Here is a 24,521-nt window from a genome sequence, read left to right on the forward strand (position 1 = left end):
GTGCTTCCGGAGGCTGGGATGCCGAAAAGATCGGTCAGGACACGATTGTGGATATTTCCGGAGAAACCCTTAAAAGTGCCGGTAACACTGTATATTCTTCGTCCAAGGGGCTTACTATAGCCGCCAACCGCCTGTCAGACACTCAGGACGGCACACCGAATACCCCGTTTGTGGCCACAGATATCACAGTGAATCCGGAGGCCATGTTTTCGGTGGAAACCGCGGCCAATGCCCAGAACACTCTGGCCGTGGTGGATAAGTTTATTGCCTGTATTGACAGTAAAAGAGCCGAGCTCGGTGCTGTGCAGAACCGTCTGGAATCTACCATCAGAAACCAGACTAACGTGGCCGAAAATATCTCCGATGCCAGAAGCCGTATACGCGATGCCGACTTTGCTTCGGAAACCGCGGTCATGACGCAGCAGAATATTCTGCAGCAGGCCTCTCAGAGTATTCTGAGTCAGGCCAATCAGAGAACTCAGGTGGCCCTGTCGCTGCTCCAGTCGTAACCGGCGTCATACCGGGCAGGGATGTACGGCCCAAAAGCAGGTTTTTGACAGTTTCTTGATTGTCCAGACATAAGCTCTGTTTCTTTTGCCGGAGGTTTTTTTCGGTATTTTGTTTCTGGAAGGGATTTTTCGGGCGTTTTTTTTCTGGACGGCAATAATCTGCCGCCGTCAAAATCATGACCGCCGGGTTTCTGGAATGTGAGGATCTGTACCGTCTCGAAACAGCCGCAGCACTCCTTTCATATCAGTGAACGCAAACATTTATTTCCTGATTTCTGATGACTGGCACGGTTCTTTCATATGAAACTGATGCGGGGATAGCCCCGGAATATAACAATAAACCGAAGGGGTGCGAAAGCGAAGAGCAGTTTCCGGAATCAGACAAGAGAAGAATGAAACAGATGTCTGAAAATTAGGTTTTGGTACCTGCTTCGGAAAGACAGTCAAGCTCAGGAGATTTAAAAATGGCTCTTTATGTAAATACCAACGTGTCGTCGCTGAATGCGAACCGTAATCTGGCAAATTCCACTGCCGCACTGGACGTTTCCTACAGGCGTCTTGCTTCCGGACTTCGAATTAACAGTGCCAAGGATGATGCTGCCGGTCTTCAGATCTCAAACCGTCTGACCTCCCAGATCAATGGCCTCAATCAGGGAAACCGCAACGCTCAGGATGGCATATCCTATTCCCAGACCGCAGAGGGTGCTATGGACGAAATGACTGCCATGTACCAGCGTATCAGAACCCTGGCACTTCAGTCTGCCAACGGCAGTAATTCCCAGGCAGACCGCGATGCCATTCAGCAGGAAGTAACCCAGCTTTGCACCGAGATTACCAGAATCGGTGAGGATACCACCTACGGCGGTACTCATATCCTTAACAAATCCATTACTACCTTGACTGATTTTCAGGTAGGTGCCAATGCCAATGAGGTTATCAGCATTGACCTTACCGACGGTTTCAGAATGAACGATGTTTATACGACCATTTATACGGATGCCAATACCACTGCTGCCGAAAAGACCCAGCTGGACAGTGCCGTGGCCAATACCGGAGATACATCTGCCCATGCCGCCGGCATTCACTTTGATGTATCAAGCCAGACTGCAGCCCAGGACACACTGGCTGTGGTGGATAAGTTTGTAGCAGTGATTGACGCTAAGCGGGCCGAGCTTGGTGCCGTGCAGAACCGTCTGGAATCAACCATCAGAAACCAGACCAACGTTTCTGAAAATGTCTCTGACGCCAGAAGCCGCATCCGCGATGCCGACTTTGCTACTGAAACAGCGGCTATGACCCAGCAGAATATTTTGCAGCAGGCTTCCCAGAGCATCCTGAGTCAGGCTAACCAGAGACCGCAGATTGCGCTTTCACTGCTTCAGTCCTAACAGAAAATAACAGTAATGCCTGCGTTCTTTTTCCGGCAGCTTTTTACCATTTCTCTCTTGAGCTTTATAGCTCTATCCCTTTGGCCGGCGATTTTTCTCCGGCCCTTTTTTGACTTAAGAACGGAAATATTGCCGGAATTCCGGAAAATCTGTTTTCTCAGGCGATAAAGTCCGGACATTTGTTTTTCAGTTACGGCATGGTATAAAGGTGATTAAAATCACATATTTAAGATATGTTTTGCAGGAAAAGAGTTTTTTTTAATCTTTTACTAAAGTTTAAATTTTTTTGTCCGCTAAGGGTATGTCTGAAAGTGTATTTATTGCATAATGAACAGGCGGAGGACTTATCCTCTGGTAACTTGATAGAAATACGGGTGGTGGAAATATGATTGATGCGGTAGTTAACAGTTCAGCCGATTTCCTTGCCAAAGGGAAAATACAGAATTCTCCGGCAGCAGAGGTAAATCATGCTGTGAGCACGGAGACCAATTCCAAGACCAGCAAGGCCACTGAGGTTCAGAGTCAGGCCAGGGCAGTCAATGACAAGGATAAGGTTACCGGAACTCTTGTTGAGGAACAGAAAAAGGCAGCTGAGCTCGAAAAAGAAGCGAAGCTGAAGGAGCTGGCTCAGGAAGAGGCTGAGGAAGACGGCGGTATAAAGACTCAGGAGGAGCTTGACAAGATGGCCGAGGCTATGTCCCAGCTGATTCCGGGATACGGTCTCAGCTTTGCCATGGACAAAGATCTCAACGAGGTGGTGGTTACCGTAACCAACAAAACCACCGATGAGGTTATCAGACAGATTCCCAGAGAAGAATTCCTCACTATCGCCAAAAAGTTTAACGAGCTTTTACAGGAATTCAGCGGTAAAACCTCCGACGAGGATCTGAAGGGTGTTTTCATGGACAGCCACGCGTAATATGCGCTGGCAGAAGGGCACGGTTCAGTGAATAGATTTTTAGAGGAGACAGTACTATGGTTTCATCGGTAACTTCGGCAGGCGCGGCCTCCGGCATTGATTTTGAAAGCATTATTTCAGCCAGTGTTGCCGCCAAGAAGGCATCCCTGAGTTCGCGGATTTCCTCTAAAAAGGAAAATACCCAGCTTGAAATCACCGGTGTCGGTCTTTTGAAGAGCAATCTGACTACTTTCAAGGATCTCCTGGACAACATGACTAAGGAGAATGCCTTTAACAAAAGAGCGGTGACCTCTAACCAGAGTACCACGGATCCGGTATTCAGCGTGGAGACCAAGGATTCTGCTGCCAACGGCAACTACAATCTGACCGTGAAGCAGCTGGCTCAGAGCACCTCCTTTAGTACCAGCTTTTCGTCGCTGGAGGAGACATTCGGCAGCGGTGGCAGTCTGACCTTCGCCATCGGTTCCGGAGATGATGCCAAGTCTTTCAGTGTTGAGGTTGGCGAAGGGGATACCCTTAATGATATCCGCAATAAGATCAACAACAGTGCTGACAGCTTCGGGGTGACTGCCAATATTATCACTCTGCAGGACGGCACGGCAAAGCTGGTGCTGGATTCCTGTAAAACTGGAGAGTCCTACAGCAACTTTTCGGTAACAGCCTCCGGAGACGAGTCTCTGAATGCCTTCAATGCCTCTATCACCACTGATGAGAACGGCAACAAGGTAGCTTCCGGGGATTCCTCTATGAAGCTGGTGCGGGCTGGTCAGGACGCACTTCTTGATGTGGATGGCGATACCCTTTCCAGCAGCACCAATGTCTTTGATGACACCATCAAGGGACTAAAGATTACGGTGAACCGTCTTTCCGATACTGAAAAGGTAGAAAGCGAAAACGGCACAGAGACTGGCTTCAAGTCCAATACTCTCAGTATCACCACTGATACCAGTTCGCTCAAAAAGATGATGAACGAATTTGTCAGTACCTACAATGAACTCAGAACAAATCTTGATAATCTTACCAAGAATAATACCTACTCCGAGGGCAAGAGTAATGATGATGGCGGGTATCTGGCAGGTGATTCCACCGGCAAGACTATCAAAAATGCCATGTCCAATCTTCTGACATCGTTTACCATTGGCGGAGAATCCTCCGGACTCAGTCTGTTTTCTCTGGGCCTTGAGGTTGACAACAAGGGTAATCTGTCGGTCAACAGCGAAAAGTTTGAGGATGCCATCAATAACAAGTATGACCAGGTAGTGGCGGCCTTTACCGGCAAGAACGGAGTGTGCGCGAAGCTGTCGTCGAATCTGGAAACCTATACTAAGACCGGCGGTATTCTTGACCTCAGAAAGGATTCTCTTAATTCCGAGCTTCGCAGCATTGAGAATCAGGAGAATGCCAATTCCTCCTATCTGGCCAAGTACGAGGAATCACTGAGAAACCGTTACGGCAATCTGGATACCATGATTGGTACCATGAATACTTCTCTTTCGTACCTGACTTCCGCTCTGAGCTCCATGAACGTTAACAACAGCAAATCGTCATCCTAGCGTGTTTCTGTTGCTGATTATGCGGATCTGCTTGGGTTTTTGGTGAGTGAGATGAGATATAATGCAGCACCGGCGGGTGCTGTATTTTTTCGTGAAGAATAGGTTTTACAGCTTTTGCCGGGCCCCCTGATGTCAGGTTGGGTGCTGTTTTCCCCGGTAGCGGGGGAATGGTTCGGTTTAGGCGTGATGAACGATTCACTGACGGAGCATAGCAATGTACGGACGAAATTTAAAGGCATACAAAACCACCAATCTGGAAGCTGAGATTTCTGTTGCCGATCCTCACAGGATTATTTCCATGCTCTATGAAGGGCTGTTTCAGAGAATCGCTCAGGCCAAGGGAGCTATTGAAAGAAAGGATTATGCCTACAAGGCAGATCGTATTGAAAAGGCTATTGCCATTGTTACTGGTCTCGAAACCGGTCTTGACATGAGTCAGGGGGAGATTTCCCAGAATTTCATGGATCTGTACGAATACGTCAAGCAACGGCTTCTGGATGCTTCCCTTAAGCTTGATACCGCTCCTCTGGATGAAGTTATCAAGTTGTTAATGCCCATTAAGCAGGCCTGGGACGGCATTTCCATGGAAGACAAGGAAAAAGCCTTTGCCGAAAGAGCTCGTTTGGATTCTGCCGAAGGTGCGAACTAGGGTAGGCTTAGCGGGATATAAAAGGCGAGGACAGGATTCTGCAATCGGGAGAAGCGGTATTGGCTAGCGGCGCTACGGATAATGTTTCTGACGGGAGTGGACTGCCCCGGCTGGAGCGGCATCTCAAAAATATGGAATCCCTGATGGTGGATTTCAATACTAATTTTACGATAATAGAGCAGGAGAGCAACGAGTTTTCCAGGATCTTTCCGGCAGTTGTTGATGAAATGATCCGGGCCGGAGAGATCGCCGAGCTGAGAGTCATTGAGCTTCGCATGAGGAAGATCCTGGACGAGTTCATGAGACTTCGGGCCGAGACTCAGGAGGAACTTCTCAAGTGCCGGAGATCTGCCCGTGGTATCAGCAGTTACCGCATGAACGACGGCCATCGGCGTTTCTGATTTTTGTTCCTGGCAACACTGCCAGTACCTGTTTAATAGCTTTTGGCCGCGTTTCAAGCTAAGCTTAGGTTATTCCCGTTTTTCCTGGCATGTTCTTCATTTTTCAGATCAGCCCTGTTCCTGATTTTTTTTCGGGGAATCTGCCCTGCCTGTGAACAGGCATCTCATGGCGTTCATTACCGCCAGGATCATAACACCTACATCGGCAAATACTGCCAGCCACATTCCAGCGAGCCCCAGAGCTCCCATAAGCAAGCATCCGGCTTTGATTCCGATAATGAACCAGATATTTTCCCGAACGATGCGGAGACATTTTCTGGAAATTCCGATTGCTTCTGCGATCTTGCCGGGATCGTCGTCCATAAGAACCACATCGGCGGCGGAAACAGCGATATCTGTCCCGAGCCCGCCCATAGCGATACCCGCATCTGCTCTTGCCAGCACGGGAGCGTCATTGATGCCGTCTCCCGCAAAAAGCACCTTCCCTTTGCTTTCAGAGATTATCTTTTCTAAAAATTTCAGCTTATCTTCAGGCAGAAGTCCGGCATAGAATTCCTTAATATTCAGCTTTGCAGCGATATCCCGGGCGGCATCTTCAGTATCTCCGGTGAGCATGGCAATGCGGGAAATGCCGCAGTTCCTGAGGGCGGAGAGACCGCGGGAAGCTCCGGACTTCAGGGAATCGGAGATTACTGCATAACCGAGATACCTGCCATCAAGGGCTGCATGTACTAGAGTGCCTGAAACGGCGGTGCCGCCGGATAAAATGCCGCGCTCCTGAAGGAGTTCCTGATTTCCGGCCAGGACTGCAAACTCTTTTCCGGGGGAACCTGAAAGTTCTTTAAGGCGGCATTGTACTCCACGCCCCGGAATTTCCCGGTAATCAGAGGTTTCATAGCGGAGAGCCCGTTCCCCAAAAGCCTTTTTAACTGCCCGGGCAGCCGGGTGATCCGAACAGCGTTCTGCATGGGCCAGAACGCTGAGAAGCTCCTCCTTGTCTGTTCCAGCGGCGGAATGAAGATCTGTTACCTCAAAGCTCCCGGTTGTCAGGGTACCGGTTTTGTCGAATACCACGGCATCAGTATTTGCCATAACCTCCATAAAGGCGGTACCCTTAATTAAAATTCCCTGCCTGGAAGCTCCGCCTATACCGGCAAAGAATGAGAGCGGGATGCTGATTACCAGAGCACAGGGACAGCTGATGACCAGGAACGTCAGAGCACGGTAGCACCACTCGTTCCAGTTTCCGGACTGCCCCAGGGCGGTGAGGATTAATGGTGGCAGTAAAGCCAGTGCCAGGGCGGCATAAACCACGAGCGGGGTATAGATACGGGCGAATCTGGTTACAAAGCGTTCAGAGCGGGATTTCCGGAGACCAGCGGTTTCGATAAGCTCCAGTATTTGGCTGGCTGCGGAGTCATCGAAGCTTTTGGTTGTTCTGATTTTGAGGTATCCGCTGAGATTTATCGTCCCGGAATGCACTAGGGTGCCGGGTTTTGCATCCCGGGGGAGAGATTCGCCGGTAAGAGCTGCTGTGTTAATGCCGGAATGTCCTTCGATGACGATCCCGTCCAGAGGGATGCGTTCGCCGGGTTTTACCGCAATAAGAGACCCCACAGGGACCTTCTGTGCCGGCACTGCTTCGGGTTCGCCGTTTTCGTTAAGGACGCCGGCAGTTTCCGGACGAAGATCCATAAGGGAGGTAATATTTTTACGGCTTTTGGCGACGGCCCAGTCTTCGAACAGTTCGCCTGTCTGGTAGAAAATCATGACGGCCACGGCTTCAGTGTATTCACCGGTTTTCAGGAAGGCAATGGCCAGAGCTCCGATGGTAGCAATGCTCATGAGCAGGCATTCATCGAAGGGCTCGCGGTTGAGAATTCCCAGGAGGGCTCGTTTCAGAACATCATAACCGATTAGGAGGTAGGGGATGAGGTACAGAAAGAGGAGCAGGCCTCCGGAAGCAGAAGAATAGAAAATTCCTGCTATAAGCAAGATCGCGAGACAGATTCTGAAAAGGCGGAGTTTTTGTTCCCGGTTCATAGCGGCGCACCCCTGTTTACAGGAAGATCTCAGAGTCAGGAACGGCTTTTTTGCAGTTTTTCCGTACTTCTTCCATGATGGTGGCGGTGTCGGGGAGACTGCCGTCGGCAGGTTCTGAGAATTCGACGGCCATTCTGAGCGCCATAAAGCTTACGGAGACTCTTTTAACACCGGGGGTTTTGCGGGCGGCGGTTTCCATTTTGAGGGCGCAGTTGGCGCAGTCGGTCATGATTTTGTAGATCTTTTCCATAGCGGTACCTCGGAATATTGATAGAATAGTTGAGTATATGCTCAACAGTTGTATTATACTCCCGGGGAAAGACGGGAGCAATAGGAGGTGCATATTCTGAAAAGCCAGAATGACTGGTGCGGCTATGGGCGTACGTTTCATACCTTGGTTTATCGGTTGAGAGTATCCTGATTAATTTTTAAAATGGAGAATGGTATTAAGGGAATTTTTATAATAATAAATGCTGCTATTATTATTTTTTTGCTTAGTGCAATGTTTTTTAGATAGTAATTTGGGTAATGAAGGTTGTTGCTATATAATCGTAGTAATATCAGCAGAGATTTATAGTACTATGTCTATAAAGAACATGGTGTTTGTGAGGATTTCAGAACAGTGGTGATTGTATGGCGGGATGGAATTTACAGCGCGGTGTGATTACTGATTATAATCCCGACGAAGAGAAACTGTGGTCTTTATTCAATTATGTCTTTTCCGATGCCTGTTCAAAGCGAAATACATACAAGTTCGGATTTATTAAATCATTGCTTGATAATGCCTTTAACGGTATGGAAAATTCAGAAGGGATATTTTTTTCCTATAGTCAGATTTTTGCTCGTTTCGCCGAGAACTACTGGAATCTTGTTGTTAAGTATGATTTGAGGCAGATGAGATCTGATGGAAAATCGGTTTATTCTAATGTAGAAAAAATATTAAAAGAAGCTGTTGATAATTCTGTATGTGCATTTCTCGAATTCAGCTCACTTGATGTAATAAAGCAGTCATCAGTTATTTCCAGGGTCGCATCAGAGTGTCGGAAGTACGTGGTGGGTGCCCTTTATAATGATTTTGACGGTGTAATTTACTCATTTGATTTAAAACATGATGGTTTGGTTTTGAATTATCGGGTATACGAATTTATGCTTAAATATAAGTCTGAACTTGAACGTCTGAATTATTATTCGTGGGCAAAATTTCTTGAATCTGTTAATGAAGACAATGCCGTTGTGCATCTTCTCAATAAATTGGAATTTGCAACTCCAAGACGTTCGGATCTGTCGATCTATAGGGAAATTCTCAGAATGGAGTTTGAGGAAAATACCTGTTTTTATTGCGGCAGAAAACTCGGTAATAAGATTCATGTTGATCATTTTATTCCCTGGTCATTTGTCAAGGATGATAAATTATGGAATTTTGTTCTGGCATGTCCTGCCTGCAATGAGAGAAAAAATAACCGCCTGCCGAACAGAGAATTTCTTGCGGTAATTGAAGACAGGAACAAACAGATTATCCGAAAAACTAATAATAGGATTGTACTGAACGAATTTAGCGGATATTCTGATGATTTACTGATTAAAATGTGGAATTATGCCAAAATGAGCGGTGTTAAAGAATATTCCCTCAAAACATGAATCTGCTGACATCTTTCAGGAGAATCTAAGCGTCATCTGTTACTTTTAAGGGACTGCTCTGGTATTGATGGTATACTGCAAAAAAATACCGGAGTCATGCTCCGGTATCATTCATTATATTCCAAAGGGGCTGTATCCAGTTCCCTCCAGCGCTGTTTAAAGCTGATTAGTTATCGCTAACCTGGGGAATGTCAGGATTAACCCCGTTATTGCCCTTATACTTAGCTTTCAGTTTTTTCAGGTTTTCTTTTTCCTTCTCCATAATTTCCTGGTAGTTATTAATTACTGCGCCTACAACCAGGTTGATGAGCAGGAAGGCCGCAAACATGTACCAGAGAATATGGAAGCCGGTAACCAGTGCCGGGGAAGCCTGAATCAGATTGAGTCTGGAAGCGGTTACCAGATTGTAGCGGAGGTCGGTCCAGTCGTCGCCGGTCATGCATCTGAGCAGGGAAAACAGAGCTTCCGGGAGAGTGCCGTACGGATCATCGGAATTAGCCGGGGCATGAGGAGCTATTTCATAGAGCTGTACCAGAGCCTGCTGCTGTTCCGGAGTGGCGGTGGCGGCGTTGGGCAGTTTGAAGAAGTAGATGCCGGCGATGGCGAAGACGTACATGAAGATAAACATGACCAGGGCGTTGTAGGTCAGGGATTTCAGTGACCGGATCATTACCGATATTATCAGCCGGAATTCCAGGCTGGTCTTGAAAATCTTGAGAATTCGGAATACGCGGAGTACTCGAACCGCGGTGATAACCGAGGAGTTTGAGGAAATATCCTCAGGAATGTAGCCTGAGATTACGATCAGAAGGTCAAAAATGTTCCAGCCGTCCTTGAAGAAATCCTTCAGGGATTTACGAACGATAAACCTCAGGACTATTTCGATGGTGTAGATGATCAGACAAGCCATGTTTATGTTTTTGATGGCCTCTGTGGACTGATAGGTTTCTGCGCCGATAGCTGTACAGTTAATGAGGATAACTCCCATTATGAACAGTTCGAATTTTTTATTGTAAACAAAGCTGTGAATTTTTTCTTTAAGTGCAGGGTTCATGATTACCTCCTTTGAAGCCGGAATTTTATCACAAAATGGACAGAGGACTCACCGAAGAATTCCAGCAAAAAAAAAGGCCGCATGATGCGACCTTTTCACAGAGCAGTACGCTTAAAGCTTTTGCAAAGCTTCACGAACCTTCTTGCTAAGAAGTCCCATATCAGTCTTGCCTGCAGCCTGGGGTTTCAGTATCGCCATGACCTTGCCCATGTCGGACATGCCGGCGGCATCAGATTCCCTGACAGCATTTGAAATCAGATCATCAACCTCCGCTTCGGAAAGCTGGGGAGGCAGGAAAGCCCTGAGTACATCAGCCTCAAAATTTTCATGATCCGCAAGATCAGTACGGCCGGCAGCGGCGAACTCCTTTGATGATTCCTCGTGCTGCTTTATCAGCTTGACCACGAGAGAAAGAAAGAGAGAATCGTCCACTGCATCGATCCGCTGATCCACTTCAACTTTCTTAACCTCAGAGAGCAACATACGAAGGGCGGCAGTGCGCTCCTTATCTTTTGCCAGCATTGATTTTTTCAGTGCGGCATTCAAATCTTCGCGTAATGACATATCTCCAAGACCTCAAAAGATTTCAGCAGGATTAATACAGACGGCTGTGGCGTGCGTTCTCGCGAGCCAGCTTCTTAGCCTGACGCTTGGCAGCAGAAGCCTTCTGACGCTTGCGAATGGTAGTAGGCTTCTCATAGAATTCGCGGCTGCGAACATCTGCAAGAATACCAGCCTTTTCACAGGCGCGCTTGAAACGGCGTAATGCTACGTCAAACTGTTCATTTTCACGTACTTTAATAATTGGCATGAGCCATCACCTCGATAGAATATTAAAAATTACGCAGATCTCCACGTGAATAGAGAAACTGCAGAAAATAACGCTGCGCGGATTTTAATATTAAACGGTCATAAAGTAAACGTTTTTTAACGGTTTTTCTGGTATTTTTTGAGAGAAAGTCTCGAAGAACCCTGAAAAATTGTGAAATGTCCTCCGGGGGCGCCGGAAGTAGCTCCTGCGGTTTACTTTTCTGCTATGCTGCCATTTCCGCCGTATTCCCACAGTTTCCCCATAAGATAGTATAATTCCCTGTTTTCTGATTTTAAGGGGGGTCGTCCGTATGCGTATTCTTGGAATTGAAAGCTCCTGTGATGAAACCGGAGCAGCGGTATATGACGATAAACTGGGACTTTTGAGCAATGCTCTCTATTCTCAGATAGCCATGCACGCCGAATATGGCGGGGTGGTGCCGGAGCTTGCCAGCCGGGATCATATCAAAAAGGCGCTGCCGCTTATCAGTAAGGCTCTAAATGATTCCGGATCATCACCAGCCGATATTGACGCTGTGGCCTATACTGCTGGGCCTGGTCTCGTGGGGGCTCTCATGGTAGGAGCTGCGGTAGCCCGCAGTCTTGCCTATGCCTGGAACCGGCCGGCCGTTCCGGTGAACCATATGGAGGGGCATCTTCTCGCCCCCATGCTGGAGGAACGTAAGCCGGAGTTTCCGTTTCTGGCGCTACTGGTGTCTGGCGGTCATACCATGATTATTCAGGTGGCGGCTCCCGGTTCCTACCGGATTCTGGGGCAGTCTGTGGACGATGCTGCCGGAGAGGCCTTTGACAAGACGGCAAAGCTTCTGGGAATTCCCTATCCCGGAGGACCTCTCCTGTCCCGGCTGGCGGAGCAGGGCGTTCCCGGCAGATTCCATTTTCCGAGACCGATGGCAGACAGTCCTAATCTGGACTTTTCATTCTCGGGCCTGAAAACCCACGCAGCCAACACTATCAGGGAAGTAGAAGATTCCCAGCAGGCAAGAGCCGATATTGCCAGAGCATTCGAGGAGGCTGTTACTGATATCCTGGCCATAAAGGTACGAAAGGCCCTCAGGCAGACCAGTTACAGAAGATTGGTGGTGGCCGGAGGTGTCAGTGCCAACAGGGGTATCAGAAAGGGGCTTGCCGATCTTATGACGGAGCTAGGAGGCGAGGTGTTTTATCCCAGAACGGAGTTTTGCACCGATAACGGCGCCATGATCGCTTATGCGGGTATGTTCCGGTTCAAAATGGGGACTCGGGCGGATTTATCCGTGGAGGTACGCCCCCGCTGGCCGCTGGACACTCTGGAGCAGAATAATGGCTGAGATGTTTTCTGAAAAAGCTTTTGCCGCCTTTGGATCTTCTTGGGGGAAAGCGGACTATGACACCGTGCTTATTCGGGATCTCAGAACACAGTGCATTCTGGGCATCCTCCCTGAGGAGAGGGTAACGCCCCAGACGGTGGTGTTCAATGCCGAACTTTATACGGATCTCACCCGGGCTCTTTCCTGCGATGACATTTCAGAAACCCTGAACTATGCCCGTGCCGCGGAAATTATTACCGCCACTGCCGCCAGTGTCAGAGCCGGTACTGCGGAATATCTGGCCGGAAGAATCATCGCAGCTCTTCGGCAGGAATTCGGAGAAAGGCTTCAGGGAATTCTTCTGGAGATTCAGAAGCCCGAGATTCTTCCAGATGTCTCGGGAGTAGGAGTACGGGTCAGAAGAATGTTCGGAGGCGGTAATGACTGAGGTGTATCTTGCTCTTGGAAGCAACATAAAGAGAACCGCCAGCCTTGTTCATGCCGTAAAGCGTCTTTCCGGAGTTCTTGTGAGCTGGAAGTGTTCCCGGGTTTACAGGAGCGTTCCTCATAACAATGCCCGGGGGCCGGAGTTTTTCAATGCTGTGATAGCCGGCTGTACGGATCTTTCTCTTCCGGATCTTTTTAATTTTACCAAGGCTGCGGAAGCCGAAATGGGCCGGGAAAACTGGATATCTCCCGAGGGAGAAACGTTCTCGCTACGGTGTCTGGACATCGATATCCTGACCTACGGGGATACCGTATCCGTAAATCCGGAGCTCCCGCGTTCGGATCTTACCAATTATTCCTTTGTCATTCAGCCGGTTCTGGAGCTTAAGCCGGATTTTCGGATGCCGGGAAGAGACGGATTTCTTAGAGAACTGGCGGATCCGGCATGTCTGAGGCCATTGCCTGTCGTTCCGGAATTGGATCTGGAACTGCTGTCCCGGAGCTGATCTAAGGGAAATTGCGGTGTCCGTAATTATTTAAAACTGTTGGGTGTGCAATCATGGATTTCTATCAGGCTTTTATTCTTGCAGTGATTCAGGGACTAACCGAATTCCTCCCTGTTTCCAGTTCGGCTCATCTAATTCTGCCTTCTCAGCTTCTGGGGTGGCCGGATCAGGGGCTGGTTTTTGACATTTCCGTTCATGTTGGGACGCTGCTGGCAGTTCTTATCTATTTCAGAAAGGAGCTCCGGCTGATGGTGGCGAATCTTCTGTGCTGGCTGTTCCGAAAAGATGCTCTTGATACCGACGGCCGTTTGCTTCTCTGCGTGCTTCTGGGAACGGTTCCAGTGGGACTGGCGGGGCTTCTGTTCAAGGGATTTATCGAAACGGCTCTTCGCAGTGACTACGTTATTGCTGTAACTACCATTGTGTTTGGCATTGTTCTTCTGATTTCGGAAATCTATAACCGCCGGGCTCTTAAAAATCCGGAGCGGGAGAACAGAACCTTTGAGCTGATGAATTCCGGTACTGGCGGTTCGGCAGCCTCCGCAGATCCTAAAGAGTCGTCTGCCATGGCAGCTTCGGAATCTTTGAAGACTCCCGGCTATGTCGGACATATTACGGAAACTGTAAAGGATCGGGATAATGTCCGAGCCTTTGTTCTGGCGCTTATTATTGGCTGTGCCCAGGCGATAGCACTGATTCCGGGAACCTCCCGATCCGGTATTACCATGACGGCCGGGTATTTTCTAAGAATGTCTCCGGAAAATGCCGCCCGATTCAGTTTTCTGTTGTCTATCCCGGTGATCATTCTCTCAGGACTTATGGGAGTTAAGGATCTCATTACTGGCGGTGCCGGGACTGAAGGCGGTGCCGGTATTATGATGATTGCCGTGGGCACTCTGGTGTCCTTTGCGGTGGCGCTACTGGTGATTAAGCTTTTTCTGAAGTTCCTTACCAGAATTGGCCTGCTTCCTTACGTCATATACCGCATTCTTCTGGGGATAGCCCTTTTTGCCGTGCTTGGTGCCGCTGATTAATCCGGTGCCTGGGAGGATCTGTCCGGGGTTTAGTCAGAACAGCTCCTCTGATATTCCCTGTTCTTTCCAGAATCTTTTTAGCCATTCCTGTGCTGCGGCAATGACCTTCTGTCTTCTTCTGGAAAGCTCTGTCTGAATTTCCGCGCCCTGAAAGCCGTCCTGAATTACCGGGGCGGGGGTGATTTTTCTGGCCTGGTTGAAGAGGTACACCAGATTGTAACTTTGGGTAAAATGCTCCGGGGTTTTCTTGTCCCGGCCGCGAAAGTCGGCGGTGAGACATTCTGCCAGAATGAAGATGTTTTCCGGCTTCTTGTAGCCTCCCATTTTGAAAAATACCCGATCCAGAATAGCCGGATCCTTGCTGTTAAGTCTGGTGTAGCTGTGGTTTTCGGAGATTTTTACGGCAAAGTCCCGGTAGAGGGACGGAATTTTGAGAGCCGCGGCCATGGCCCTGATTCGGGGGGCTCCCTTTTCAGTATGCTTTTCGTGCCGTGGAAGGCTTTCCGGAGGAGTTTCCAGCTTCCCGAAATCGTGAGTCAGCATGGCAAATCTGGTAACCGGATTCCGAGTAATACGGGAAATTTCCCGGAGTGTAAGCATGGTATGGTCAAATACGGTACCTTCAGGGTGAAAGTCCGGAGGTTCCGGGATACCGTGAAGGGCGGCAATATCGGGCATGACACATTTCAAAGCCCCGGTTTTTTCCAGAAATATGAAGTACTGTTCCGGATTGTCAGTAGAGAGTGCCTTTTCCGTTTCAAGCCAGATTCTTTCAGGTGTCAGTGCTTCAAGTTCTCCCGAAGCGGCCATCTCGGTGCAGAGTTTTTCCGTTTCCGGCGCTACCCGAAACCCCATCCGGAAAAAACGGGCATAGAATCTGGCTAGCCGGAGCACCCGGAGGGGATCTTCAGAGAAGGCCGGTCCCGCATGTCTCAGAATGCGGTTCGCAATATCCTGGGCTCCGTTCAGGGGATCTACCAGATTGCCATGTTCATCCTCGGCAATGGCATTGATGGTGAGATCCCGGCGTTTCAGATCCTCAGTTATGGAGATGTCCGGAGAAAAGTCGCACACAAAGCCGTTATAGCCATGTCCGCTTTTTCTCTCGGTGCGGCAGAGGGCATACTCCTCTCCGGTTTTTGGGTGGATAAATACCGGAAAATCGTGTCCTACCTGCCGGTAGCCCAGCCGGAGAAGATCCTCGGGAGTTGCTCCTTCAACGCAGTAGTCGCGATCCTTGCCTTTGATACTAAGAATTCTGTCGCGGACAGCGCCGCCTACCAGATAAATCCGCATTATTCCTCCCGGGTGTTGAGCATTTTTGTTTGAGATAATTCATGATAAAACCCGTTTACAGTGTAAAATATCATCCTTCTACGAACAACTGAATATTATTCGGTATTCCTCAAGTTTTGCATGATAAAGGTTGAGACCATGTACAAGAGTTTTTTCGGACTGAACGAGCTTCCCTTCAGTATCTCTCCGAATCCTAAATACTTTTATCTCAGCAGCCACCATAAGGAGGCCCTGTCCATGCTGCGGCACGGCATCATGGATTCCGGAGGCTTTGTGCTGTTCACCGGAGAGGTGGGAACCGGAAAGACGGTGATTTTAAGGACTCTTCTGAACTCCATGCCTGAGGATATTGCTACTGCCGTTATCTATGATCCTGCGCTGCCGCTTCTGGAAATGCTGGAGAAAATCTGTGAAGAGTTTGGCATTCAGATTCCGGACAATGCCGGTAAAAGAGCGCTGACCGATCTTATCAGTGATTTCCTCAAGGGACTTCATGCACAGGGGAAAAGGGCTGTTCTCCTTATAGACGAAGCTCAGCTGATTCCTGATGAAGTGGTAGAGCAGGTAAGACTGCTGACCAACATTGAAACCGACAATAAAAAGATTCTGCAGGTGATTTTGGTGGGGCAGCCGGAACTTCAGGAAAAATTTCGTCAGTCCCATATGCGTCAGGTGGCTCAGCGTATTACCGCCAGATTTCACCTGCTGCCGCTATCCCTGGAAGAGGTTGATGCCTACCTCAGATACCGGATGCAGGCTGCGGGATGTGTGCAGATCATTTTTTCGAACGCTGCGGTCTCTGAGCTTTACCGTTTTTCCCACGGTATTCCAAGAATAATCAATGTGGTAGCTGACCGGGCACTTCTGGCGGCCTTTGTGGATCGTTCCCCGAAGGTGGAGCGTCGCCATATGCAGCGGGCGGCTCGGGAGGTTTTAGGAACCAAGACTCTGCCGGAAAGGGTGAAGGAGAGACTTCAGGTGCTGCAGTTTTCCGGAAAGCTGCTTCCTCTGGCGGTTACTGCCGTGCTTATGATCGGGACGGGCTATTTTTTGGGAACCTGCACCGGGAAGTCCCTTAATGATTTTTCAGAGCGGGAGGTTATTCAGGAGCTTAAGACGGATCCGGATGTTATGGCCCTTGCCGAAGAGCTTCAGGAGCTCAGGACCCGGCAGAAGAATTTCGAGACAGTAAAAAGAGAGCAGACCCGCTTTGCTGCCGATATCCTTAACAACAGCTTTGAGGAATCATCCTGGAAGAATCTGGTACAGCTCTGGGGAGTTACCAGCATTCCGGATGATGCACGGGAAGCCTGGAAGTATCTCGGTGCGCTGGGCTACCGCTGTCTCAGGGGCAAGTCGTCTCTCAGCGATCTTGAACGTTACAACGTTCCGGCGGTGGTGCAGCTAATGGATAAAAAGCTGACACCGTTCTATGCCGTGCTTCTTAAAATGAACGAGCAGTATGCAGTGATTCTTATGAATGGCCGGGAGTGGATCATGCCCCGGGAATGGCTGGAGGATTCCTTTGAAGGAGACTTCACCCTGATCTGGCCTTTGCCGGACGGTTTTGCCGAGGTGGACGAAAACAGCTCCCATAAGGCTCAGGAACAGGTCTTTAACATGCTGAGGCGTTATGATTCAGGTGATGAAACCGAGTTCAGGACCTGGGATTCCGATGTGCAGAATATGGTTTCTGCATTTCAGCGTGATTCAGGTCTTCCTGAAACCGGAGTTGCCAGTATTGAAACCCTGTGGGCTCTTCTGCCGTATGCAGACACCGATAACCCTCTCTACAATCAGTACATTCTGCCGGAAGATCTGGAACGGGCCAGAAGAGGAGAGCCCGTTTCCGCAGGAGAGGTTCCGGAAGCTTCCCGTTCCGGAGAAATGACAGATGACGATAATACCGGAAATCCCGGTCATGAGCCGTCTCCGGCGGATCTGGCGCTTTCGGAAATTCTGGAAGGCTCTGATTCCTCTACCTCCGGAGGCGAGGGAGCAGGGGCGGATTCTGAAGCAGACCTTTCACCAAAAACTATAAAGGAGCCCCATAATAATTCCGGGCCCGGGGGGACGGAACAGCCCCGGAATGTTTCTGATAGTGTTTCCGGTTCTGAAGCTCCTGAAGCCGTGAAATCCGGTCATCACGATGGTTCCGAACAGCAGCTTTCTCCGGAAAAGAATCCGGAGCCTGATGCCGGGAAAGATAAGTCTTCCCAGAAGGTTCCGGAACCGGTAAGCGGCACCGTCATGGCAGCTAATCCTGCGGAAGTACGGGATCGCACCCTGAACGGGGTTAATCTCAGGACCGAAGCACTGACAGCAAAGCCCGAGGCAGATTCGGCCAAGAAATCTGGCAAAACTTCCAGTGCGGGAAAAACGTCAGGAAAGGCTCCTGAAAAACCGGCAGAAAAGCCGCACGGGAAATCAGCGGCTGCAAACAGGGCGGCTGACAAAAAAAATGACAGGCCTGCTGATAAAAATAATGAAAAAGTCCCTGAGAAACCAGCGGAAACGACAGGTGGGGCGCCGGCTATGAATGCTCCTGCCGCTAATACTCAAAAATCCCAGCAGAAGGTGCTGTCGAGTCCGGGAGTTCCCGGGGGCGAAGCGCTGCCTCCCGCTTTCAGAGGGGAGGCTGATATGGGGCTGGACATGCTTAATATTCTGGAGAGCGAAGCCAGCAGATCCGGTGTTCCTCTGAGCACGGATCAGGAAACGGTCAATGCAGAAAATGGAGGAGAGTGATTATGTCATTGTTTTCAGAAGCGGACAGTCTCAAAAACGAAGCCTCCGGCATTGATCTCATGCCAGGAAGGGATGCCCGGATTGTATGGCTGTGGAGAGCCGTTTTCGGGGGGGTGGCAGTGCTGACTCTGTCCTACGGCTATATTTTGGGATACCGCAGCAACAGCAGTGAATACAGTGCTTTTTACGAACAGGAGAAGGTTCAGGTGCTGGAGGGGCTTCGGAAGTCTGCTGACAGTATCCGGGTAGCCATGGAGTCTGATGATGCCGAGGATTATCCATTTATAGACAAGCCCCGTATTCACAATTTCAATATTCGCTACAGCGAGGATGATTTTGCCAGCACCAGCGGTGATCCCCGGAGGACCGACTCTGCTGCGAAGTCAGGCAGGGATGATTTTTATGCTGATGAATACGAGACCTCCATTCCCAAAAGCTCTCGGGATCGGAAGAAGGATGATACGGCAAATTCCGGAATCGAAATAGCCGCCAGACAGGATAAAAAGAGTCCGGCCAGACAGCCTGACACCAAACCCAGACAGGAGAACCGGGTTGAGACCAAAAAGCCTTCTGTTCAGGATCTTTTTTATGAAGCTGTTGAAAGCACCGGCGGCATGGAATCCTTCCAGCCGGAGGCCGGACGATCCCAGAAGGCCCGGGATCGTAAAATGTCTCAGGAGGCCATCCCCCTGGGATCACTTCCGGACAGTATCAAAAACCAGATTCCTTCATTTGTCTACAATGCACACAACTATTCTACTGACAGCTCTCGCCGTTCAGTAACTCTTAACGGAGTAAGCGTTAAGGAAGGGGGGCGCTTCAGAAATCTGGATGTGGTGAAAATCGGCGAGGATTATGTGGTATTCCGGGTGCAGGGACAGAGCTTCAGCTGGAAAGCTATGGACGACTACCGCTAAGGGGGAGAGCTGGAAAGCGCATTGTTCTCGATAGAACGTCAGTTGGTATTATTGAGCGGTTAGATAGAAGGCCGACGCCATAGGATTCCCGGCAGCGGCCATTATGGGAGGGAAGCAAGGAATGGGTATACTTCCAGTATCTATTAGTAGTAATCGTCCCGCTTTCTTCTCGGACGGGGCAGATATACCAGAATCACCCCGATAACGGCGCCGGCACCGGCGATGAGAGCTCCGTTTTTCCACCAGCGGATCTGCATTTCCTGTTCCCTGGTCTTAAGCTGGGCGTCAAGATCGGCCTTGAGAGCCCGGGCTTCCTTGAGCTCTTCTACCTGGGACAGCTGTTCCTTCTCCAGCGCGGCGTGGGCTATCTTGAGCTGCTCTAGCTCCTTCTTTTTTTCGCGGAGCTCTCTGGCGTTTTCGCTGTCGATATTGTCAAGCTTGTACTTGAGCTCGGCGTTTTCACGGGTAAGCTCTTCAACCTGATAGCGGTAGCTCTTTTCTTCCTGGATATATTTCTTGGGAATCCATGCTTCCTGACCGTTGGGCTTGATTACCTGATAGTAGTCCTTCTTTTCGGAAATAAACTCCAGCCGGTCTCCGGGGTGAACAGTTCCGGTAAGCTTGTACTCTTTGCCGGGACCGCGGGTAGTCCAGATGCCTTCGTTTTCCGAGACATACACGAATTTTGCTCCGGCGCGGCTAGCTGGACGCGGATTGTCTGTCTGCTGACTGTCAATGCTGTCTGCGCCGGCTGCCGGGGCTGGCTTTTCAGCAGCCGGGACTGGGCTGTCTTTATTGCTATCTGCGATTTCGCCGGGCGCAGAAACCGTATCTCTGGCCTCGGCTGCTTTTTTGGCCATAACGGCATCTCTGGTCGGAATTTCTATGGTTTCCGGCGCCGGTTCAGCCAGAGCAGTTTCTGCCATCAAGATTCCTGCTGTAAGACCTAGTAGCACGGCTGATTTTAGTTTTATCATGTTTGCCTGTTTTCCATCTGTCTATCAAAAAGTGTGATTATTCTACTAAAAATGATGACAAAAGGCTATTGATGGTATCTTTCCCGGCTTCCGGATGGGAGGCTTACGAAGAGCATGGAATCCGGAAATCTGCAGTAATTTGCAGTAATTTGCAAGACTTGCCAGAGGGATCAAAAAAGGCATGACCGTTTGTCTAAAACGATCATGCCCCGAACAGCCTTATGCTTTCTTTATCAGGAGATGGCCAGAAGCACGGTTTTCATGATGAAGTAGACAATGATGGCGAAAAACGCTCCGGCCGGAACAGTTACTACCCAGGACACCACAATGTTTCGCACGATATTGAGATTTATGGCAGCAATGCCTCGAGCCAGTCCGACGCCCATGATGGCTCCCACCAGAGTCTGGGTGGTAGATATGGGGAGTCCGGTTCCTGAAGCCAGAACCACAGTACCTGCCGTAGCCAGCTGCGCTGCAAATCCGCGGCTGGGGGTGAGAGCTGTAATTCCCGAACCTACAGTGTTCATAACCTTGTAGCCGAAGGTGGCCAGACCTACCACCATTCCCAGAGCCCCCAGAAGAAGAACCCATGACGGAAAGGACACGGCTCCTGACGGCATTTCTCCGTTAGAGGAAAGAATAGCCGCCACCGAAGCCAGAGGTCCGATAGCGTTGGCCACATCGTTGGAACCGTGGGCAAAAGCCATAGCGCAGGCGGTCATCAGCATTAGTACGGAGAACAGCTTTTCGACATTGGCATAATGCTTCTTGGCTTCCAGAGTCTGATCGAAATGTAAAAAACTGAACAGAATCTTGGCAACAATTCCGGCACATATGGAAATTCCCAGTCCGAGAAGCCAGCTCTCACTGGCGGTAAGTTCAATGTTTACATGCTTAAGCCCCTTGTCCAGGGTTACTACCGAAATTATGAGAACGGTGAGAAAGACGTAGTAGGGAGCGATTCTTTTGGCATGCTTCAGGGGATGAAACTTGCAGAATATAAAACGCTGTATATGCACAAACAGGAAGAATGAGAATACTCCGGCGATGACCGGGGTGATGACCCAGGATCCGACAATTCCCCCGAAGGCATCCCACTGTACGGCTTTGATTCCGGAAGCCACCACACCAAAGCCCACCAGAGCTCCGATAATGGAGTGAGTGGTGGAAACCGGCCAGGAAAACAGTGTAGCTACTATCAGCCAGAGTCCGGCTGAAAGCATGGCGCTTATCATTCCCAGCACCAGATCCTGAGCGGGAATAGTGCATTCCGGAGAGAGAATGCCATCCTTTATGGTGGATACCACCTCGCCGCCAGCCAGATAGGCTCCGAGGAATTCAAAAATAATGGCGATGACGATTGCCTGTCTCACGGTAAGCGTTTTGGTGCCCACCGATGTTCCCATGGCGTTGGAAATATCGTTGGCTCCGATCCCCCAGGCCATAAGGAAGGCAACCACAGCGGCAAATCCGATAAACATCCCGCTGTGAGCTAACATAAATTCCATGGGTGACACCTATTATGCTTTTGAAACCATGGCTTCCAGTCTGGAGCCTACTCGTTCGGCCTGATCCGCAAGGTCTCCGATTTTTTCCAGGACCTTGTAGAGGAAAATTGCATCCACAGGATTAATTTCGTTTTCTCTGAGGTACAGCTCGTGTCTCAGATTTATCTGGATCTGGTCGGTATCATCTTCAATCATGTCAAGATCCCGCACCATGCTTTCCACTACTCTGATTTCCCGGCCGCGGAATCCTGTTTCCAGAAGATCATCAAGCTGGTGAATTACCTTTACGGCAAGCTCGGTGGCATCGAGACAGCGGTTGATGTACTTCATAAAAAGCTCTTTGACCTCGGTGGGAATATGAAGCTGCCGCCCTACCATGATTCCGGCGATATCCTTTGCCCGGTTGGCAATTTTGTCCTGCTGGTTCACCAGATCCAGAAGATCGGTCCGGGCCAGAGGCATGAAGAGAGAATTGGGGAGATTCAGACGGATTTCGCGCTTCAGGAGATCCGCCTCCTTTTCCTTGGCGCTGATTTTCTGCTGACAGGCCAAGGCCTTTTCCCAGTCGTCAGAAAAAACACATTCAAAAAATTCCGGAAGATCCTTGCAGCATTCATGAACCTTCTGAATATGGTGATACATCGGTTTGAGCGGGGACTTGGCAAACAGGCTTAGAAAGTTTACCGGCATGGGCACCTCCTTATACAGAAAACCGGTCATATTTTACCTTTCCTTCCGTATCTGAACAATAAAATTATCCCCGTCCGTCCGAGGGCCGAAATTCCTGCGTAACAGGGCTATTTTGCAGGACGGGGATATGCTCTTCCGTAATGTTCTGTGAGGTGTAATGCAATTAGCAATTGCCTGTAAATATCTTATGCAAAGTTGGTACCAATGCGCACTATGATGTGAACATATCTACCGCTGTGCGGGTATCAGGGAGCTAAGAGCCGGCGCGGGCATCAGTCCAGGCTGTTTAGAGCAGAAGCCGCAACGAAGGTCATGGTTAGAGTGAAGGAGGCGGCAGGAAAGGTCTTCTGGAAAAACAGCCAGAGCTTCCTGAAGCTTTAAACTGTTTCAGGGATTTGTCGCCTTTTCACGAGATCCGCTGGGTAGTTGCGCTGGAAAGTCAAAAGTCTGAGGGCGCTTGCAGGTGAGCTGTATGGAGAAGGAACGCTATTATCTGAAAGCAAAAGCAGCAAAATTGTATATCACAGCTGACGGTGATGGGAGTAACGGTGATCGTTACAGTTTTTGGCAATCCGAATTTCAAAAGCTTGCAAATGACCGCGGCTTTCCAATATTTAGGATTCCCATTTTTCTCCGGGAACTTTGGTGCCGTTTTTGTGGCCTAAACGCAGGAAATATCATAAAGGGCACGGATAATCTGTTTTCTGTCTGTCTGAGATTCCCCCGGAAACGGGACTTTTTCTGGAAGTGCAAAAAACGCTGCCGAATCGCTTTATGGTTATAAGAATCAGCTGAAACCTTCTTTGCTGTACTCTGGTTGCGTGGATTCTCTGGCTGATCCAGAGGGGCTGTAGCTATCAGCGTTAGGATTGATCAGCCTGATAATATGTTGCTCTGGTATACGAGCTAGTTACCAGAAACCAGCTGCTTATTGTGATAGAGTTAAGAACAGATAATCTGCCGGTGCAGCAGATTAGGATGCAGGACTGATTCAGGAGCTGCACAGACTATCATTCATTACAGCAGTCATTATCGGCATTAACTATAATTTCAAAACCAGGCCCGCCGGCGTCTGATTGAAAATCGGTCTTAATATTTATCCTCAGGAGGCATGTGCATGGCACAGGAAACAGAAGTAAAGTTTATGGTGGAATCCGGAAATCCCGGAGATGTTATTGACTGGGCGGAGAGTGCGGGGCTTCTCAGTGGAAGACCTGTGCAGCTGCATCTTGATAATTATTACTACGATACCCCTGACTTTATACTGCGTCAGGCTGGAATCGCTCTCAGGGTCAGATGTTCTGATGACAGCTGGGAGGCCACCATAAAGACCCGGGCCGGAGGAAATGAGGGAAAAACCGGAGGTGTGCACATTCATCCGGAATACACTGTTCCTTTGCCGGGGCAGCCGGAATATCCGGATCTTGGTATTTTTCCGGGGGAAATTTTTAGAGATCTTCCTTCTGGAGAGATTCAGGAAAGACTGACACGAATCATGAGTCAGAGATGTGTGCGTACCATTTTTAATGTTTTCGGTACTACACCGCTCCATGAGGACTTTATTATCGAGATCAGCTTTGACGAAGTTGTTTATCAGGGGAAAAACGGCGATATACCTGGAAGGGAACTGGAGCTGGAACTGAAGGAAGGTGGTTCCGGAGCTCTTCTTTACGTTGCCGCCATTCTTCTGGAAGCCGAAAAGGCCAGGGAAATGCCCCTGAAGCTGAGAACGGGGTCTGTTTCAAAAATGGAGCGTGCGGCCATTTATGCAGGACTTGCGGAGGCTGGAACGCCCTCCGGGGGAGACCTTTCGTCGGATCGGGGGATCTGTCAGACACTTGCGGGGCTTGAAAGACGCTGTTTTCTGGAGAGCGACAGTATCAGAGCGGCTCAGGCTTTCAGGGATCTCGGAAGTTTTTTCAGGGAGATTTCCGAATCCCCCGTTTCGTCGTCTTTGCGGGATAATCTGAAGATTCTGGCCAGAGACTATTATGACAAAAAGCTTCCGGATCTTCCTCTGGCCGAAAGAAAGAAAGCTCTGAAGCTTATGCTGACAGCTCCGGATCTGGTACTGGCTCGGCTCAGACTGGAGCTGGAGAAGAGTCTCTGATAACCAAACCGGCT

At 49.5% G+C, this 24,521-nt stretch carries 22 protein-coding genes and 1 pseudogene; 14 read left to right on the forward strand and 9 right to left on the reverse strand.

Features of this window, described 5'->3' with window-relative positions:
* Window positions 1-230: 230 nt before the first annotated feature.
* The 6 genes and pseudogenes from F557_RS23630 to F557_RS0104550 all read left to right on the forward strand — a co-directional run.
* Window positions 231-509: pseudogene (locus F557_RS23630) on the forward strand (flagellin); the annotation flags it as partial.
* A 464-nt stretch (window positions 510-973) separates the two neighbouring features.
* The gene (locus F557_RS0104525; protein ID WP_019001053.1) at window positions 974-1,897 is read left to right on the forward strand and encodes a flagellin N-terminal helical domain-containing protein; all 924 of its coding nucleotides are present in this window, start codon (window positions 974-976) and stop codon (window positions 1,895-1,897) included.
* Window positions 1,898-2,282: 385 nt separating this feature from the next.
* The gene (locus F557_RS0104535) at window positions 2,283-2,816 is read left to right on the forward strand and encodes a flagellar protein FlaG (RefSeq protein WP_019001055.1); all 534 of its coding nucleotides are present in this window, start codon (window positions 2,283-2,285) and stop codon (window positions 2,814-2,816) included.
* A 56-nt stretch (window positions 2,817-2,872) separates the two neighbouring features.
* Window positions 2,873-4,369: a flagellar filament capping protein FliD gene (gene fliD / locus F557_RS0104540; protein WP_019001056.1), complete on the forward strand. Its 1,497-nt coding sequence runs from the start codon at window positions 2,873-2,875 to the stop codon at window positions 4,367-4,369.
* 214 nt (window positions 4,370-4,583) lie between these two features.
* Complete coding sequence (gene fliS / locus F557_RS0104545) at window positions 4,584-5,018, forward strand: flagellar export chaperone FliS (RefSeq protein ID WP_019001057.1); 435 nt, start codon at window positions 4,584-4,586, stop codon at window positions 5,016-5,018.
* A 59-nt stretch (window positions 5,019-5,077) separates the two neighbouring features.
* Complete coding sequence (locus F557_RS0104550) at window positions 5,078-5,419, forward strand: hypothetical protein (protein WP_019001058.1); 342 nt, start codon at window positions 5,078-5,080, stop codon at window positions 5,417-5,419.
* A gap of 108 nt (window positions 5,420-5,527) precedes the next feature.
* On the opposite strand, the gene F557_RS0104555 is transcribed toward F557_RS0104550, so the two are convergent.
* Both F557_RS0104555 and F557_RS0104560 read right to left on the reverse strand, forming a co-directional pair.
* On the reverse strand, window positions 5,528-7,462 hold the full coding sequence (locus F557_RS0104555; RefSeq protein WP_019001059.1) for a heavy metal translocating P-type ATPase: 1,935 nt from the start codon (window positions 7,460-7,462) through the stop codon (window positions 5,528-5,530).
* Between the two features lie 16 nt (window positions 7,463-7,478).
* On the reverse strand, window positions 7,479-7,712 hold the full coding sequence (locus F557_RS0104560; RefSeq protein WP_019001060.1) for a cation transporter: 234 nt from the start codon (window positions 7,710-7,712) through the stop codon (window positions 7,479-7,481).
* Between the two features lie 383 nt (window positions 7,713-8,095).
* Between F557_RS0104560 and F557_RS0104565 the strand changes: the two genes are divergently transcribed.
* On the forward strand, window positions 8,096-9,100 hold the full coding sequence (locus F557_RS0104565) for an HNH endonuclease domain-containing protein (protein ID WP_019001061.1): 1,005 nt from the start codon (window positions 8,096-8,098) through the stop codon (window positions 9,098-9,100).
* 166 nt (window positions 9,101-9,266) lie between these two features.
* Here F557_RS0104565 and F557_RS0104570 read toward each other — a convergent pair whose 3' ends face one another.
* The 3 genes from F557_RS0104570 to rpsU form a co-directional block, all read right to left on the reverse strand.
* Window positions 9,267-10,154, reverse strand: a complete 888-nt coding sequence (locus tag F557_RS0104570; RefSeq protein ID WP_019001062.1) for an ion transporter — start codon at window positions 10,152-10,154, stop codon at window positions 9,267-9,269.
* Window positions 10,155-10,265: 111 nt separating this feature from the next.
* The gene (locus tag F557_RS0104575) at window positions 10,266-10,718 is read right to left on the reverse strand and encodes a GatB/YqeY domain-containing protein (protein WP_026297752.1); all 453 of its coding nucleotides are present in this window, start codon (window positions 10,716-10,718) and stop codon (window positions 10,266-10,268) included.
* 31 nt (window positions 10,719-10,749) lie between these two features.
* The gene (gene rpsU / locus F557_RS0104580) at window positions 10,750-10,965 is read right to left on the reverse strand and encodes a 30S ribosomal protein S21 (RefSeq protein WP_019001064.1); all 216 of its coding nucleotides are present in this window, start codon (window positions 10,963-10,965) and stop codon (window positions 10,750-10,752) included.
* A gap of 310 nt (window positions 10,966-11,275) precedes the next feature.
* On the opposite strand from rpsU, the gene tsaD reads away from it, so the two are divergent.
* Genes tsaD through F557_RS0104600 form a run of 4 tightly spaced genes read left to right on the forward strand, consistent with a single transcriptional unit; the run spans window position 11,276 to window position 14,261 of the window.
* Window positions 11,276-12,295: a tRNA (adenosine(37)-N6)-threonylcarbamoyltransferase complex transferase subunit TsaD gene (tsaD, locus tag F557_RS0104585; RefSeq protein ID WP_019001065.1), complete on the forward strand. Its 1,020-nt coding sequence runs from the start codon at window positions 11,276-11,278 to the stop codon at window positions 12,293-12,295.
* Window positions 12,288-12,722 carry a dihydroneopterin aldolase gene (locus tag F557_RS0104590; protein ID WP_019001066.1) on the forward strand — a complete coding sequence of 145 codons (435 nt, stop codon included), beginning with the start codon at window positions 12,288-12,290 and terminating at the stop codon, window positions 12,720-12,722. Before tsaD ends, F557_RS0104590 begins: the two co-directional genes overlap by 8 nt.
* On the forward strand, window positions 12,715-13,227 hold the full coding sequence (gene folK, locus F557_RS18815) for a 2-amino-4-hydroxy-6-hydroxymethyldihydropteridine diphosphokinase (RefSeq protein WP_019001067.1): 513 nt from the start codon (window positions 12,715-12,717) through the stop codon (window positions 13,225-13,227). Before F557_RS0104590 ends, folK begins: the two co-directional genes overlap by 8 nt.
* A gap of 53 nt (window positions 13,228-13,280) precedes the next feature.
* Window positions 13,281-14,261, forward strand: coding sequence for an undecaprenyl-diphosphate phosphatase (locus tag F557_RS0104600; RefSeq protein WP_019001068.1), 981 nt, complete (start codon window positions 13,281-13,283; stop codon window positions 14,259-14,261).
* Between the two features lie 33 nt (window positions 14,262-14,294).
* On the opposite strand, the gene F557_RS0104605 is transcribed toward F557_RS0104600, so the two are convergent.
* Window positions 14,295-15,557: a multifunctional CCA addition/repair protein gene (locus tag F557_RS0104605; RefSeq protein WP_019001069.1), complete on the reverse strand. Its 1,263-nt coding sequence runs from the start codon at window positions 15,555-15,557 to the stop codon at window positions 14,295-14,297.
* Window positions 15,558-15,695: 138 nt separating this feature from the next.
* On the opposite strand from F557_RS0104605, the gene F557_RS20995 reads away from it, so the two are divergent.
* Together F557_RS20995 and F557_RS21000 are read left to right on the forward strand one after the other, a co-directional pair.
* Window positions 15,696-18,305, forward strand: a complete 2,610-nt coding sequence (locus F557_RS20995) for an AAA family ATPase (protein ID WP_019001070.1) — start codon at window positions 15,696-15,698, stop codon at window positions 18,303-18,305.
* A 2-nt stretch (window positions 18,306-18,307) separates the two neighbouring features.
* Window positions 18,308-19,222: a general secretion pathway protein GspB gene (locus tag F557_RS21000; RefSeq protein WP_019001071.1), complete on the forward strand. Its 915-nt coding sequence runs from the start codon at window positions 18,308-18,310 to the stop codon at window positions 19,220-19,222.
* Window positions 19,223-19,365: 143 nt separating this feature from the next.
* Here F557_RS21000 and F557_RS0104620 read toward each other — a convergent pair whose 3' ends face one another.
* The 3 genes from F557_RS0104620 to F557_RS0104630 form a co-directional block, all read right to left on the reverse strand.
* On the reverse strand, window positions 19,366-20,148 hold the full coding sequence (locus tag F557_RS0104620; protein WP_019001072.1) for a TIGR04211 family SH3 domain-containing protein: 783 nt from the start codon (window positions 20,146-20,148) through the stop codon (window positions 19,366-19,368).
* A 284-nt stretch (window positions 20,149-20,432) separates the two neighbouring features.
* Window positions 20,433-21,707, reverse strand: a complete 1,275-nt coding sequence (locus F557_RS0104625) for an inorganic phosphate transporter (protein ID WP_019001073.1) — start codon at window positions 21,705-21,707, stop codon at window positions 20,433-20,435.
* Window positions 21,708-21,719: 12 nt separating this feature from the next.
* Window positions 21,720-22,397 (reverse strand): TIGR00153 family protein, encoded by a 678-nt coding sequence (locus tag F557_RS0104630; RefSeq protein WP_026297753.1) that lies wholly within the window; start codon window positions 22,395-22,397, stop codon window positions 21,720-21,722.
* Window positions 22,398-23,514: 1,117 nt separating this feature from the next.
* Here F557_RS0104630 and F557_RS0104640 point away from each other — a divergent pair.
* Window positions 23,515-24,507: a CYTH domain-containing protein gene (locus F557_RS0104640; protein ID WP_019001076.1), complete on the forward strand. Its 993-nt coding sequence runs from the start codon at window positions 23,515-23,517 to the stop codon at window positions 24,505-24,507.
* Window positions 24,508-24,521: the final 14 nt, after the last annotated feature.

The organism is Succinimonas amylolytica DSM 2873, from assembly GCF_000378405.1.
In the GTDB taxonomy this organism is placed as follows: Bacteria; Pseudomonadota; Gammaproteobacteria; order Enterobacterales; family Succinivibrionaceae; genus Succinimonas; species Succinimonas amylolytica.